20 protein-coding genes and 2 pseudogenes are annotated in these 13,800 nt (G+C 59.1%); 2 read left to right on the forward strand and 20 right to left on the reverse strand.

Annotated elements, in window-relative coordinates; genetic code table 11:
- Positions 1 to 16: 16 nt before the first annotated feature.
- From EGJ27_RS21570 to EGJ27_RS21660, 20 genes and pseudogenes are all read right to left on the reverse strand, one after another.
- Positions 17 to 463, reverse strand: coding sequence for a phage tail assembly chaperone (locus EGJ27_RS21570; protein WP_125832782.1), 447 nt, complete (start codon positions 461 to 463; stop codon positions 17 to 19).
- 435 nt (positions 464 to 898) lie between these two features.
- Positions 899 to 1,387: pseudogene (locus EGJ27_RS25115) on the reverse strand (phage tail protein); the annotation flags it as partial.
- On the reverse strand, positions 1,384 to 2,004 hold the full coding sequence (locus tag EGJ27_RS21580) for a phage tail protein I (protein WP_125832784.1): 621 nt from the start codon (positions 2,002 to 2,004) through the stop codon (positions 1,384 to 1,386). The gene EGJ27_RS21580 and the pseudogene EGJ27_RS25115, both read right to left, overlap by 4 nt.
- Positions 2,004 to 2,915: a baseplate J/gp47 family protein gene (locus tag EGJ27_RS21585; RefSeq protein WP_125832785.1), complete on the reverse strand. Its 912-nt coding sequence runs from the start codon at positions 2,913 to 2,915 to the stop codon at positions 2,004 to 2,006. Before EGJ27_RS21585 ends, EGJ27_RS21580 begins: the two co-directional genes overlap by 1 nt.
- Positions 2,912 to 3,256 carry a GPW/gp25 family protein gene (locus tag EGJ27_RS21590; protein ID WP_125832786.1) on the reverse strand — a complete coding sequence of 115 codons (345 nt, stop codon included), beginning with the start codon at positions 3,254 to 3,256 and terminating at the stop codon, positions 2,912 to 2,914. Before EGJ27_RS21590 ends, EGJ27_RS21585 begins: the two co-directional genes overlap by 4 nt.
- The gene (locus EGJ27_RS21595; RefSeq protein ID WP_125832787.1) at positions 3,253 to 3,837 is read right to left on the reverse strand and encodes a phage baseplate assembly protein V; all 585 of its coding nucleotides are present in this window, start codon (positions 3,835 to 3,837) and stop codon (positions 3,253 to 3,255) included. The genes EGJ27_RS21590 and EGJ27_RS21595 overlap by 4 nt, the downstream gene beginning before the upstream one ends.
- Positions 3,838 to 3,909: 72 nt before the next feature.
- Entirely contained in the window at positions 3,910 to 4,218 is a 309-nt protein-coding gene (locus tag EGJ27_RS21600; RefSeq protein ID WP_125832788.1) for a type II toxin-antitoxin system RelE/ParE family toxin, read from the reverse strand.
- The gene (locus EGJ27_RS21605; RefSeq protein WP_125832789.1) at positions 4,196 to 4,444 is read right to left on the reverse strand and encodes a CopG family ribbon-helix-helix protein; all 249 of its coding nucleotides are present in this window, start codon (positions 4,442 to 4,444) and stop codon (positions 4,196 to 4,198) included. Before EGJ27_RS21605 ends, EGJ27_RS21600 begins: the two co-directional genes overlap by 23 nt.
- A gap of 133 nt (positions 4,445 to 4,577) precedes the next feature.
- The gene (locus EGJ27_RS21610; protein WP_125832790.1) at positions 4,578 to 5,039 is read right to left on the reverse strand and encodes a phage virion morphogenesis protein; all 462 of its coding nucleotides are present in this window, start codon (positions 5,037 to 5,039) and stop codon (positions 4,578 to 4,580) included.
- Positions 5,036 to 5,476 carry a phage tail protein gene (locus tag EGJ27_RS21615; protein WP_125832791.1) on the reverse strand — a complete coding sequence of 147 codons (441 nt, stop codon included), beginning with the start codon at positions 5,474 to 5,476 and terminating at the stop codon, positions 5,036 to 5,038. Before EGJ27_RS21615 ends, EGJ27_RS21610 begins: the two co-directional genes overlap by 4 nt.
- Complete coding sequence (gene lysC / locus EGJ27_RS24975) at positions 5,469 to 5,729, reverse strand: Rz1-like lysis system protein LysC (protein WP_218568062.1); 261 nt, start codon at positions 5,727 to 5,729, stop codon at positions 5,469 to 5,471. The genes EGJ27_RS21615 and lysC overlap by 8 nt, the downstream gene beginning before the upstream one ends.
- A pseudogene (locus EGJ27_RS21620) lies at positions 5,650 to 6,024 on the reverse strand (LysB family phage lysis regulatory protein); the annotation flags it as partial. The gene lysC and the pseudogene EGJ27_RS21620, both read right to left, overlap by 80 nt.
- Entirely contained in the window at positions 6,021 to 6,866 is an 846-nt protein-coding gene (locus EGJ27_RS21625; RefSeq protein ID WP_125832793.1) for an N-acetylmuramidase family protein, read from the reverse strand. The pseudogene EGJ27_RS21620 and the gene EGJ27_RS21625, both read right to left, overlap by 4 nt.
- Positions 6,863 to 7,141, reverse strand: a complete 279-nt coding sequence (locus EGJ27_RS21630) for a phage holin family protein (RefSeq protein ID WP_125832794.1) — start codon at positions 7,139 to 7,141, stop codon at positions 6,863 to 6,865. Before EGJ27_RS21630 ends, EGJ27_RS21625 begins: the two co-directional genes overlap by 4 nt.
- 1 nt (position 7,142) lies before the next feature.
- On the reverse strand, positions 7,143 to 7,496 hold the full coding sequence (locus EGJ27_RS21635) for a putative holin (RefSeq protein WP_125832795.1): 354 nt from the start codon (positions 7,494 to 7,496) through the stop codon (positions 7,143 to 7,145).
- Between the two features lie 27 nt (positions 7,497 to 7,523).
- Positions 7,524 to 7,736, reverse strand: coding sequence for a tail protein X (locus EGJ27_RS21640; protein WP_125832796.1), 213 nt, complete (start codon positions 7,734 to 7,736; stop codon positions 7,524 to 7,526).
- Complete coding sequence (locus EGJ27_RS21645; RefSeq protein ID WP_125832797.1) at positions 7,733 to 8,194, reverse strand: head completion/stabilization protein; 462 nt, start codon at positions 8,192 to 8,194, stop codon at positions 7,733 to 7,735. Before EGJ27_RS21645 ends, EGJ27_RS21640 begins: the two co-directional genes overlap by 4 nt.
- A 95-nt stretch (positions 8,195 to 8,289) precedes the next feature.
- On the reverse strand, positions 8,290 to 8,991 hold the full coding sequence (locus EGJ27_RS21650; RefSeq protein WP_125832798.1) for a terminase endonuclease subunit: 702 nt from the start codon (positions 8,989 to 8,991) through the stop codon (positions 8,290 to 8,292).
- Between the two features lie 2 nt (positions 8,992 to 8,993).
- A complete protein-coding gene (locus EGJ27_RS21655; protein WP_125832799.1) occupies positions 8,994 to 10,016 on the reverse strand; it encodes a phage major capsid protein, P2 family in 1,023 nt (340 codons plus the stop codon).
- An 18-nt stretch (positions 10,017 to 10,034) separates the two neighbouring features.
- A complete protein-coding gene (locus EGJ27_RS21660) occupies positions 10,035 to 10,862 on the reverse strand; it encodes a GPO family capsid scaffolding protein (protein WP_125832800.1) in 828 nt (275 codons plus the stop codon).
- A 134-nt stretch (positions 10,863 to 10,996) separates the two neighbouring features.
- On the opposite strand from EGJ27_RS21660, the gene EGJ27_RS21665 reads away from it, so the two are divergent.
- The gene (locus tag EGJ27_RS21665) at positions 10,997 to 12,754 is read left to right on the forward strand and encodes a terminase ATPase subunit family protein (RefSeq protein ID WP_125832801.1); all 1,758 of its coding nucleotides are present in this window, start codon (positions 10,997 to 10,999) and stop codon (positions 12,752 to 12,754) included.
- Entirely contained in the window at positions 12,754 to 13,737 is a 984-nt protein-coding gene (locus EGJ27_RS21670) for a phage portal protein (protein ID WP_125832802.1), read from the forward strand. Before EGJ27_RS21665 ends, EGJ27_RS21670 begins: the two co-directional genes overlap by 1 nt.
- Positions 13,738 to 13,800: the final 63 nt, after the last annotated feature.

The raw sequence follows: 13,800 nt of genomic DNA on the forward strand, positions 1-13,800 counted from the left end.
CAGCTACCTTATTGGTTCAGCGGCGTTGGGATTTTTGCTCTTCAATCAGCTCAGTCATCCAGAACGGACGGGCAGGGCGTGACGCCGCACCGGGAAATTCTTTGTGGTCCGGCCACTCTCGAAGTGCTTGTCTGTAGGCCTGCAGCTTTCGAAACCTCTCTTCACTCAGCGTTACTTGGCTTCCTTCGCTTTCCTGCTCATCTCGATGCCGATCAACAAGCCACTGAGTGCGCTGCAGCTCAATGTCACGCCATGCTCGCTCCCGTGAATGCTCGGTTGCATCAGGAATCGGCACCCGCTCAGGCAAGCCGCCGACATTGAAGCGCAACATGGTATTGGGCGCAGGATTGGTAACCAACTGGGAATATTGCGCATCCGTGAGCTTGATCGCGTCCGCAGGCACCTGAGCCCCATGCAGTTCCTGCAAGTAGAAGCCATAGGTGGAGGGTGAATACAGATACATACATCAGCTTCCTATCGAGATGATTCGGGCCGCAATGAGTCCGGTCGTCCAACCTGGACTTCCGACCAGAATCCCCGTGCGTATGGGGACTTGAGGGTGATCCGTCCAGGTCAGGTATGTACCAGGTGCGTTTCCTTGATGTGTCGCTACCGCGATATACACCGCGTTAGGATATGAAAGCGGCCATGTATTCAATTCTCCGATGCGAAAGTTATCGTGTGGTTGGGCGCTGGCTGTGCCGGTCACCCACTGGATAATCAGCCCACCCAGCCACGTAGGGAAGGCAATGAATCCATTGGCACCCAAGCTGATTCGAAAGCCCATCCGAAGTTTTTTTGGCGTGACTATTGCCGTGTCATCAGCCCCTTCTTCGACCTGCTTTAAGGAGGCGATCTTCGCAGTTCCAGGTAATTGCTCGGTCGCTGCGCTGCTGAGCATTTCCTCGACTATTTTTTCGTCGACGTATCTTCGGGTCGCTAATACCACGCTTGGATCAATCTTCAGAACGACATTGCTAGTGTTGGTGACGACAAGGTTTATGCGCACAACTTGGGTCCGGCCAGAACCTTGCGCGAGCAGGGGTTTAAATGATGGCGCGCAGTTCGCGATTGCCACCAGATCATCGTCCTCATCAAGCAAGCCGATCTCACGTATCCACCACCCACCGACCTCGGCTGGAATCACCTGTTCTGCAATGATCATCGCTCTGTTGTTAGGGTCGACCTTGAGCTGATTAAGCGGTGCTCGCCGTTGTTCATGAATGAGGGTCAGCTGAGTGACATCCGGTAATGGGTCCGTACCATTAGCGTCGCCGACTGCCATCTGCGTGATCTTCCAAGGGATACCGAGTGCGTCGGCTTTGGCTTGTTTTGCCACACCGATATCTGTAAGAACGGCAAAAAATTGCGAAGCCTGGTCAATCATGAAAAGACATCCATCGTGTCGATACTGTGTTCTCGGCCACCGCGGCCAATAAGTCCGCCGACATCGATGTCGCGCTGTGCGGGCGGGTAGACGTCCATTTCATCGCCGTCATACAGGTTTGCCGACACGCTAGGATTTCCTGATACAGCGAGGTGGATGGCCAAGCCAATCAAATGCCTGGACAGCGGTTTTGCATCGTCGATCAATGATGACAACTCAATGTACATCCCGTCAGTGATGCCTGTTTCCAGGATACCCACACTCAGCTCAAATGTGCCGGGGGCCCCTGGTGGGTTCTTTTCCCACCACTCCACTACGTCGATTAGATAACCAAGCGGCTCGACGACTCGGCGCAGCGCACCAATGGTCCCTTTGTGCGCATGAATGTAATGCGACGCTTTGATTGCGGCTCGTTTGCTTGCCGGCGACCATCGGCTGTCCCACCGGTCAACCGAAAAAGCCCAGGCCAGATAGGGGAGCAGCTCTTCGGGGCAGGTTTCTGGATTCATCAGTTGCCGAAGCGGCACTGGAACGCGTTCTATTTGGGTAGTGGCCTGTGCTGCTCTACGCTCAAGCCCGGTTGTATTTCCGGGAAGAAGGAGAGATCGAAGTCTCATCAGTCGGTACTCCTGAGCAGTACGACCGAGGTGCAATAGGGCGCTTGGTAGGCGCTGGCTCGAACATCTTGCCAATCAACCAGTACGACTTTGCGTACGCCCTCCACATGCAGTGCCGAGTGCAGGATCGAGGAGGTAACTTCCATCCCTAGGCGTCGGCGGCGGTTGACGAGGGCCAGCAATCGCGCTTTAGCGACAGCGAGGATGGGCTCTGATTCAGGCCCATCGCTGGTCAAAAAAATTTGAGCGTGAATCTTATAACGGATCACTTCCGCCGACTGGATCGTCAGCCGATCTGCTACGGGGCGGCGGTTTTCATGGTTTAGATACGCGCTGACGGAATGCAGCAGATCGGGCTCGGCGGCTCCTTCCCCTTGAGCCCCTTGGATAGTGACAACTACGCTTGCCGGTGATGGACTTTCTGCTGTGGCATCGGCCACCCTCCCATCGGCAGCCCTGGCGTGAAAGATGTAGCTGTTGCGCGGACCTGCCGTGCTCAGCCCCTCCCAAGCCATCTGCGCTCGCTCCCGCAAACTGTCGTCGCCTTCCATGATGCGCTGCTGAGGTGGCGAGGCTGTGGGATTGGCCTCCTTGATGATCAAGCGTTTTACGTTGAAGTTGGCTGCCAGTTGTTCCAGGTCACTGCGCTTCGCGCTGGATAGCAGATTCGCAAGCGCCGCTTCATTCACTCGCTGCCGCCAGACCAACTCGCGATAGGCATTCTCCTGGAGCAGCTTGCTCAACGGTTCGGATTCCAGGTCCAGCCGCGCCCGGATTTCCGCCTGTTCATCTACCGGCCACAGGCTGATGGCGTAGGCCTTACGCTGTGACAGGATCTGCTCATAATCCAGTTGCTCGACCACCTGCGGCGCGGGCAACTGGCCCAGATCGATGGGCGCGAAGGTGCTCATACGCTGCCTCCCAGTTGCAGCGGAATACTCAGGTTCAAGGGTTCGTAGCTATCGATCACCTCGCCGTACAGATTGAGCACTGACGCACCTTGTAGATCTGCACCCACCAGGTTCACCTGGCTGAGCCGCACGCGTGGCTCCCAGCGCAGCACTGCCAGGGTGGTGGCTGCATAGATGCGAAGGCGCGTCAGGTCATTGAAGGGGGCGTCGATCAGGTCAGGCAGCAGGCTGCCGTAATCGCGGCGCATGACGCGGGTTCCGATCCGGGTGGTGAGGATGTCGGTGATCGATTGGGCAATGTGTTCGCGCCGAGTCAGCGCGCCGCCTGTGACTCTGTTCATGACGGCGGACTCGTTGGTGCGCCGAGGTTTCCGACGTGGGTGTGCTTTACCAGGCTGATGCCGGCTGCCAGGACATCGGCGGAAGCCTGGACTTTCCCTGTGATGACCTGGTCGCCGGTCTGAGTGAAGTTTCCCTGCTGGATGTAGTCGCCTTCGTGGGTGACAGGTCCAACCAAGCGGATGCCGCCGTCGCTGATCAGCTCGGTTGTGCCGCCTTCGGGCAGCTGGGCTCTCAATTGGTGGGTGGAACTGTCGTACTCGATGACTGCGCCATCTCGATAGGTGCGGCGGTGCAGCGTCTCGTGATCGCCATTCGCAGGTATGGCATCGCTGTAAATGCCAGTGATCACCAGCCCATTGCTCACCTGGCCGGATGGGCTCAGAAGAACAACCTGTTCATCGACCGAAGGCGGGTCCCACTCGACGTCATTACCCGCCCGGAAAGCAAGCCAGGGGAGCCAGCCGGTTGTCAGCGATCCGGATTTGACGCGCACGCGTGGCGGGCTCATCTGCACATCGGCAATGGTGCCGAAACGGATGAGGTTTTCGATCAGACGGGAGAGGGTAGCGATGTCGTTCATGTCGCCAATGGTGAGGCGACATGGGCGTTAGTGCAGCTAATGCGGACTGTATTGGGAGGGGATACAGGACGCTCAGGAAGGGTCAGGAATTCGAGGAGTTGTCAGGCGTTCGTTTCGCTCGTGAAGAATGCGAACGATGAACACTATTTGGGCACGAACCACATAGCTCACAACAAACGGGTATCGGGTCAACACCAACTCGCGCACGTCTGGTGTCTGTGAAGGGCGGCCCATACCCGTAAACGTTGCCAGCTGTTCAATCGATTCGAGGATTGCACCGATGGCCGCATCAGCCCGTTCATAGCCCATCAGGCCGGCGTAGTGCTCATGGATTGCCTCCAGATCACTATCTGCCTTCTCACTTAACTCGATTCGCAGCACGTGCTACCCACTTGGCTTTAACGGTTTCCAGATCGATCGTCTTCCCTGCGTCGATGTCGGCAAGGCCTTCTTCAACGGCTTTGACGTGCCAAGACTCTGCTTCGACGTAGCGAGACAGAGCACGCTTCAAATGGTACTGACGATCCCGATCCGTCGCGAGGGCAAGCTGATCGAGCATTTCGACCAAGCCTTCTTCTGCGCGGAATGACAAAACAGGCGATGCCATTGTAGCCTCCTGGGCCGACAGGTGTATACAGTGTAAACAAGTCACTAATTAGTATACGCATAGATATGCGCATATCAAAGCCTCGTGCGGCAATTGCCGGAGAACACACGCGCAAGGCTCGCCGGAGCGGTGACTAATCAGGCCGCAGATGGCTGAGTAGCAGGTCTTGAATCATCTGCCGTTCGTCTGAGTTCAGGCCTAGTTGTTCACGCCGTGCATATTTCACCGCTTTGGCCCCAGGCTCAGCCCGGTCTTTCAACCCGTACTGATGCACTCGTGCTATGCGAGCGATCCTTCCTGTGAAACCCACGCTGATCTGCTCTCCGTCCCCCTTCGCCTTCAGAAACCGAGGCGACTTCAACCGGGTGAACATGGCCGCCTTACGTCTCATACGTCCGACCTTGCCGCGAAGCCCCCGAGGTTTGCGGGGCGCGTAGGGCGTCCCGTCGACATTGAGCTGCCGGGTGATGCGCTGCTGCTGACTGCGGCGCAGTCGCTTGGCCAAGTCCTTTGCCAGCTTCGCCCGTGCCCCAGGCTCCATCTGCCGCAGCAGCGGCGCAGCCCATTCTTCCAGGGCGGTGAGTGAATCGGTCACGATGAGGTCCTGCCGAACGCCTCATCGTAGGCGTTGTACTGCGGTTCCGGTGGGCGGCTGATCTGAAAGCTGTCGTCGGCCAGCTGCTTGACCACCACACGCTCGGTCAGCGGCAAGGTGATGCTCATGTCCACTTTGCTGTGATCAATGATGTCTACCTCGAAGGTGATGCCTTCAGCGGACTTGTCCAGGTTGACCAGCAGTTCAGATTGATGAACCCGCACCCAGCGCAGCAGCGGCAGCATGATCGTATCCGGATGGCCGGCGAAGTCGGTGAGGATGATCTGCAACTGGTAGCCATATTCAAACGACAGGGACGCTGCTGCCGTACAGCGCACTTTGCCGTTGTCGATGAAGATCAGCAGCCGATCCGGGTCGTGCTTGAGATCGGGCACCTGCTCAAGCAGGTAGGCACGCAGGCTGTCGGGCTTATTCACGTTGGGCCTGCTGTGCTTGATAGACCATATCAACCTGGGCGGCACATTCGGCCCAAGCGCTTTCGATGATGTCTTGGTCGTCGAGCAGCATGCCGTTACTGCTCGGGCGTGTTGCCGGTAGCTGGCAAGGGGTTACGGCTGGACAGCCACTGACGATAAGCGTCGGCGCCGGTAAGGGCGGGGCGCTCTCGCAGCCTGCGAGCCAGATCAGGCAAAGGCTGAACAGCCCAGTTCTGCAATGCTCGGTTTTCACGTTTCAGATCCTCGATTTGCCGCTGTCGATCCGCGAGGCTGGAGCGGAGCTGGTCGGAGGTGTTGCGCAGCTTCGTTTGAGCCAGGCGTTCCTGGTCCAGCGTGCTCCCCAGAGTCTGGATGGCCTCGCGATAACGACTCGCTTCCTGTTGCGCTGCGTTCGCCTGTTGGACGGCCAGCTGCCTGCGGGATTCGGACAGCGCGATCCGCTTTTGTTGCGACCAGATGAACAACGCCGCTGCCGCAATGAAAGCGGCTATCCATAGAGCCTTGCGCAGCGCTACGAGGGTGATCATGCGCCGGCCAGCTCATCGCAAAGGCATTCGCTGTGGGTGGCGTAGGCCTGTTTGAGTTTGATGTCGTAAAGGTTTCGGGCGTAGGCCGGCCCGTTGTAATTTCGGGCGAAGTCGGCCCACTTGCGAGCCTTCAAAGCTTTGTGCAAGGCGGGGTCTGTCTCGATGAAGGTGACGAACGCGGCGAACTGCTCCGATTCACTCGTACTCATGGCTTCGACGAAGCCGTGCACCGTTGCATATCCCAACCGTTGCCAGTGATAGCCCATTATCTGAAAAGCGCCCCAGGATGCGGACTCCAGCGCGGCCACGTCGTCGATCAGGCGCGCACTGCGCAGTCGCTGATGCTCGGCAGCGCCGCCCGCGTACCCACCGGGCTTTGGATTCACCAATGTGGGGTGCAGCTTCGCCAACTGGTTGGCCTGGCGTTCAAGTTCGGCCGGATCGTCCTCCGTGCTGTGCGGCGTCATGAGCCTGCGATACATAACGTGTCGCTCGAAGAGGATGACCGGCTTACCGTTGTCCAGAAACCCCTGGCCTTGCGACTCAACCTGATTGACGGCGTAGACCGTCGCCAAAGGCAGACCCAGGCGTGTTGCAGCTGTGCGCAGGTCGGCATGCTTGAGCAGCTTTGAGCAGTCAGCGCCGGTGAGACTCGCCAACGTCCTGGGGCCGGCAATTCCATCTGCGACCAAGCCCACGCTGAGCTGATAGCTTCGCACCGCAGCCTCAGTGGTGTCGCCAAAAACAGAATCAATCGCCAGCGACGCGCCCCAGGTATTTAGCCGTTTCTGCAGGTCGCGTACTGCTTGGGATCGATCACCAAAGCGCAGGGTAACGGTCATCTTCCCGACCTCATGAGCGCCGCGACATTTCCCCTGGATCGAAAGATCAGTAGGCAGATCAGTACGGTGGATACCGCGTGCCACAGGCTAACCGGCGTGCGGTAGAGCAGGATCTCAATACCGCACAGGCTCAGTGCCGCACCTGTCAGGCTCGCGAGCAGTGATATGCCCCGACGGTACTTTGCCTGGCCCCGGCAATAGCAGGCCAGGCGCAACGCGGCGAGCAGGTAGGCGGCAGCGGTCACTAGAAGCACCAACCAAGTGAGCGTCGGCATTTCAGCGTCCTCCCCTGAGTCGGCGAAGGATCTCGATCAGGTCGGTGCGCTCGATCCACATCATGGATTTGATGCTGATCGGTATGACAATCAGGGCGCAGGCGAAGGCCGCGCCGCCGCTGGTCAGTATGGGGGCGAGGTAAGATGCGGTCGGTGCAAAGAGATACCCCACGCCGGATGACAACAGAAGCGAGCCGATCCTTTGCCAGGGCTTGAGATTCTGCTTGGTGCTGGTAACCAGCCATGCCCCTAGTACTGCGCCGAACAGAGCGTCGTCATCGACAATCGGTCCGGCATTCGCCAGGCCAAGCCCAAGGAGCAAGCCGGTGACGGTGCTTGATGTAGGGTCAGCCATGGCGGGGTGCTCCTGCCGAGTCGGTGGTTAGTCCCATAGATTCACCATCTGTCGTGCCGGCGCACTGGGCTGGACCTCAGGCATGAACACAGCTGTCCCTTGAGGCAGAATCGGGCCTAGATCGGCCAGGCCGGGATTGGCCTGCAATACGGATTCGGTGACCCCTGCGGTACGCCCGTAATGGCGCCAGCAGATGGCGTCGACCGTTTCGTGCTGCTGGGCTCGGACGATGGTCATCAGATCAACTCCACAGTGCTGCGGGCTCGGTCGAGAAAGTCACGAATCGCCCAGCGCTGGTCGCGGCGGTACTCATCGATGCTGAGCCCCAGTTCCTGCGCGTTGTGCTGGCCGCTGTTGGTGCTGTCGTAGCTGCGGTAGCGCTCGCACACTTCGGCGGCCGTCGCGGCATACACCGCGCGCAGGTACAAATGAGTGCGCTCTGATGTGTCGTTCACCTGCGGTCCCGGCACTGCGTCCAAGGTCGGATAGCCTTCGGATTCGCGGGCCATCCGCCACGCAGCCAATTCGCGATTGATGCTGATGGCTGCTGCTACAACGGCGGTTTCGAGGCGAGCCTGGCTCACGCTGGCGTCAATGCGCTGCGCCGCTCGTAGCGTCTCCAGGTCAATGCGCGGCCAGAAAGGGCCGGTGTCGAGTTGGCCGTGTTGGATTGGTCCGCTGGCGATGAATCCGCTCATGGTGTGCCCTCGGTAGTCGCCGGTGGTCGGGGCGCGGCGCTCAGCATGTCGTTGAACGCTCGCCCCGAGCCGGCGGGGTGCGTGGGGACGCTCTTTCAGCTACCAGAGGCAGCGTGTTTTTTCAGGAGGCGTTCGGCGCTCTCCAAATCCTTCTTGCCGCCGCAGCTGCTGTGGAGATCAATTGCCCGCTTGAGCAGGCTGATGCCGACCTGCAACTGGCTTCGCGTGCCTGGGTTGTCGTTATCTATGCCTGCCAGGGTCGCCCGGCCCAAGGCCAGAAACAGCTTGGCGCGGGCTTCGTCCGGCATGTCCTGCTGTTCGGTTAGGTCTGCGGTACGCTCCAGAACTGCGCGGTCGAAAGGCTCGCCGGTCTTCTGCGCTTTGAGCGCGGCAATCGCGATTTCTTCGGCTACCAGGCAGCCGGTGGTTCGCTCGAATCGGTCGGGCATAAGCAGCTGGTGGGCAAGTACATACTCGGCGATGTCCAGTGCGCCGCTGTAATCACCTGCATCGATGCGCCAGACCATGACGGTCGTCAGCACCTCGTCCTGAGCCCCTTGGCCGGACGTCAGGACGCCTTGTACGTAAGGGACGTATCCGGGCAATAACTGCCGTTTGAGTTCGGCCTTGCCCTGGTTGGACTGCACCTGCTTGAGGCGCAGCCGATCCTGGAGCAATTGGCTGAGTTGATGTTCGTAGGCGGTCGCACCGGCCATCGAATGTGGCGATGCGGTTTTCGCCGCTTCCAGCGCAGCGCGGACACGGCGTTGATGAGCCTGGGCCAGACTGAGAGCCATGGTCACTCCTGCTCGGGTGGCGCTTCGGCGGCCTTGATGTTTTCCAGCAGGCAGCCCATGCCGTATTCCTCGACCACGTAGGCTTCGTTGGAGGACTCGAAATTGCTTATGCGATCCCACTCCGGTTCCTCCTTGAGGTAGCGGCGACGCGCGCCGATCTGCCAGTAGATCGAGAGGTTGCTGAAAGGGGTGATGAGCATTGCCCCTTCAGGGATGTACGGCACTTCGTAAAGCGGCAACCCGCCTATGCGACGTTGGGCGATGATCAGGTCGCTGGCCAGCACCTCGGTGGACTCCTGTTCCTTGTTCACCAAGGCCAGAAACTTGTCGTGTACCAGCTCGCGCCCGGTCAGAACGATCAGGCCTGGGTGGCGGCGGAACCATGGGTCGAGCAGCTGGATAGCGTCGTAAACCAAAGCATCGATATTTTTGAAATCACCGTCTTTGCCGATGCTGATCTGCCCAGGTTTTTTGCCCTCGCTCATTACCCGATCCGACGCATGGGTGCGGTATTGCTGCAACCAGCCGATGTTCACATCCTGCAGGAGAGGGTTGGCGGCACGATCGGTTTGCACGGCAGCTTGGGTACCGTAGAAACCGACCTGAATACGGTCTAGCGCCTGGCGGTGCGCGATGGCGGCGGACAGACGAACCTGGAAGTCTGGAAATTTGGCCCAGGTGTCGAGCTGCTTGTACTTGATGAAGGTATCGAAGTCGGTTTTCTCGGTCTTGTATTTGTCCGAGGACAGGGTGCCAATGCCTTGTGGCTTGCGCGGATTTTGAGTGGTATCGGTGCGGCTTGCCACTGTGCCTCCCACACCCAGGCCGATCTTTTCACCTTCCTGTTCGTCGACGCCGATGATATTGATCTTGCCGAGGAATTCGCTCGATTCCTGAATCTTGGTTTCCAGGCGCTGCTGGATAGTCGGGTCGACGTTGAAGGTGGCCGTGGCCGTCTCGACGCCGTTGAGCTTGGCGACCTGGCCCAGGTAGCTGCTGAACTGTTTTCGGGTGTCGTTGCGCATGTAGGGCTCCGGGCGGAATCAGAATTGGGTCAGCGCATGCTGGCTGCTGCCGGTCGCATGGGGACGCGTGGCTTGTGAGGGATCAGGCGTGCAGCTGAGTTCGGTCTTGAGGGCGATGAAATCGGCGGTCAGTTGCTGAAGGGCACCGCGCAGGTCGGCAGTGCACTGCTGCTGGGCTGCAATGTCGTCAGCCATGTGTTTGCTGTGCAGGGCGATAGCCTCGACGGCTTCACTGACTGCGCCCAGTTCGCTGTCGTCTCTGGCCTGCTTGCCTTTGAGCAGAGCCTGCACCTTGGTGAACAGCTGCACACCGATGCCGGGTTTGTCCTCGTACTCTTCAAACTCCAGCTCGGTTTCCAGCGCGGCGGTGAACAGGTTGTCCACCGCCTGCTTGCGTGAGGCCAATGGGTTGCTTGGGAGCTGGGCGGCGAACTGCAAGGCTTCAGTGCCCAGACTGGCCGGGGTGTCGGTGACGGCCAGCCCGACCAGGTACGCTTGGCCAGTGCCGGCAAATTTCTCGGCGACCTCGATGCTGGTGAAGATCTTCTGCTTGCGCTTGTTCATGTTGACCAGATCGTCGGTCGGCTCGATCTGCGCGAACAGGGCCAGGCGTTTTTCCCCATCGATCACGACCTCTTCCGACCGCGTGGCGACTACGTCGCCATAGGCGCGAAAGATGCTGTCGTCGGTCATCCCGCGAATGTGTTCCATCCAGATCCGCGCGCCGTACTTGGCGCGGTCATAGGACGCGGCCATCTGCTCGATCCACGACCGCTCGATCTTGCGACCATCTGTGGTCATGCCCTCAACAGCTACGCGGAAAAATTTGCTGCGGAATTTCTTCATGCCTGGGTTCCTCACTGGAATGAGAGGCATGGTCGTGATGCTCGCCGGTTGCGGCAACGGCGTGGATTTGTAGAGGGCGGGGGTACAACGGGGGGCGCTACTGGGACGCCTCTGGGGTGGGCAGCATCGCCGCCATGACACAGATCGAAAGGCTCCCCCTCGACCCGCGCCGCCAGGCCAAATTCCTGTACTGGATGGGGTGGCGCGTTTGCGAGATTGCCGAGGCTACCGGCCAGAAGGATAAAACGCTACACAGCTGGAAGGCGCGGGACGCGTGGGACCGTGCAGACAGTGTCGAGCGTATCGGCGGCGCGCTGGAAGCTCGGCTGGTGCAGCTGATCCTCAAAGACGCCAAGAGCGCCGGCGATTTCAAAGAGATCGATCTGCTCCATCGCCAGTTGGAGCGCCAGGCGCGAATTCAGCGCTATCAGGGCGGCGGAACCGAAACCGATCTGAACCCTAATCTGGCGAAACGCAACGAAGCGCCCAAGAAAAAATCGCCGAAGAACGACATCAGCGAGGAACAGGTCGAGCAACTGACTTCGGCCTTTCTCGATGGCTGTTTCGATTATCAGAAAGATTGGTATCGAGCGGGTGGCCAACGCACGCGGGTAATCCTCAAAAGCCGCCAGATTGGGGCCACCTATTATTTTGCACGGGAGGCGTTCATCGACGCGCTGGTGACCGGGCGCAATCAGATTTTCCTGTCTGCTTCGAAAAATCAGGCCTACCTGTTCCGGGGTTACATCCAGGCGTTCACGCGTGAGGTGATCGGAGTCGAATTGACCGGCGACCCTATCGTTCTACCCAATGGTGCCGAGCTGTATTTCCTGGGCACCAATGCCCGTACCGCTCAGGGGTATCACGGCAATTTTTACTTCGACGAGTTTTTCTGGACTTTCAAGTTTGAGGAATTGAACAAGGTCGCCTCAGGCATGGCGATGCACAAGAAGTGGCGCAAAACCTACTTCTCGACGCCTTCCAGCATGGCGCATGAGGCGTACACATTCTGGACCGGCGAGCGCTTCAACAAAGGCAAGCCAACCGCGCAACACACGAAAGTGGACGTCTCCCATAACGCGCTGCAACAGGGCCGGTTCTGTGAGGACCGGTTATGGCGACAGATCGTCACCATTCTCGACGCGGAGCGGGGCGGTTGTGACCTGTTCGATGTCGAGGAACTACGGCGCGAGTACAGCCCGGAAGCTTTCGCCAACCTGCTGATGTGTGAGTTCGTCGACGACGGTGCAAGCATCTTCCCGCTGGCCATGCTCCAGCCGTGCATGGTCGACAGCTGGGTGGAGTGGGCCGAGGACTACAAGCCGTTCGCGATGCGGCCGTTTGGTGACCGGCAGGTTTGGGTCGGTTATGACCCTGCCGAAACCGGCGATTGTTCCGGGCTGGTGGTCGTCGCGCCGCCTGCTGTACCCGGCGGCAAGTTTCGCATTCTGGAGCGACACCAATTCCGAGGGATGGACTTCGCCGCCCAGGCAGCGGCGATCAAAGCCGTGTGCGACCGCTACTGGGTGACTTACATCGGCATTGATATAACCGGCCTGGGCAGCGGCGTGGCCCAGCTGGTGCGCCAGTTCTTCCCGAACGTGACGACGTTCAGCTACTCCCCCGAGGTCAAAACCCGCTTGGTGCTCAAGGCCTACGACGTGATCCACACCGGCCGCCTGGAGTTCGATGCTGGCTGGACAGACATGGCCCAGTCCCTGATGGCGATCCGCAAGACCGTGACGGCCAGCGGTCGGCAATTCACCTACACCGCTGGACGCAACGACAACACCGGCCATGCCGACCTGGCGTGGGCACTATTTCACGCACTGCACAACGAACCGCTGGAAGGGCAGACCGCTGCCAACACCGGGCGGATGGAGATTTACTGATGGACACTGCAATCCAGACCGCTGCCCCTCATGCTGGAAAAGTTGAGGTTTTCACCTTCGGCGAACCGGCCCCGGTTTTGGGCGGGCATGAGATGTTCGACTACCTGGAGTCCTGGTTTAACGGGCGTTGGTACGAACCGCCGCTGTCCCTCGACGGCCTGGCGCGCTCGATCCGCTCCAGCGTGCACCTGAATTCGGGGTTGATGTTCAAGCGCAACATGCTGAGCAAGTACTTCACCCCGCACCCGCTGCTGTCCCGCGCCGCGTTTGAGCAGTTCGCGTTGGACTACCTTTGCTTGGGCAACGCCTACCTGGAAGTGCGCCGGTCAAGGTTGGGCAAACCGCTGGAGCTGGTACCGCCTTTGGCGAAGTACATGCGGGTAGGGCGGGACGGCCGGTACTTCATGACCCAGGGCTGGAAACAGGTGCACGAGTTCGAGCCTGGGACGATTTTCCATCTGCGAGAGGCTGACCTGCATCAGGAGGTGTACGGCGTACCTGAGTGGATCTGCGCGCTGCAATCGGCGTTGCTCAATGAGGCCTCGACGCTATTCCGCCGCAAGTATTACGAGAACGGTAGCCATGCGGGGTTCATTCTTTACCTGACGGACCCTGCGCAGAGTGAGGCCGATATCGACGCACTGCGTCACGCGCTCAAGAATGCCAAGGGGCCGGGTAACTTCCGGAATCTGTTTGTGTACTCGCCTAATGGGAAGAAGGATGGTTTGCAGCTGATACCGGTGAGTGAGGTGGCGGCTAAGGACGAATTCAACTCGATCAAGAATCAGACACGGGATGATGTGCTGGCCAGCCTGAGGATACCGCCGCAGCTGATGGGGATCGTCCCGCAGAATGCGGGTGGGTTCGGGTCGATCAAGGAGGCTACGGAGGTTTGGGTGGAGAATGAGTTGGGGGTGATTCAGGGGAGAATAAATGCAGTTAACTATTGGCTCGAAGTCTGCGTCCTGAATTTTACTCAATGAATGACAGATAGCATTAAGCCAAGCGAAACTCGAAACTTTGTAAAGTATAAGTAATTGTTTTTG

Source organism: Pseudomonas sp. v388 (genome assembly GCF_003935425.1).
Taxonomy (GTDB): domain Bacteria; phylum Pseudomonadota; class Gammaproteobacteria; order Pseudomonadales; family Pseudomonadaceae; genus Aquipseudomonas.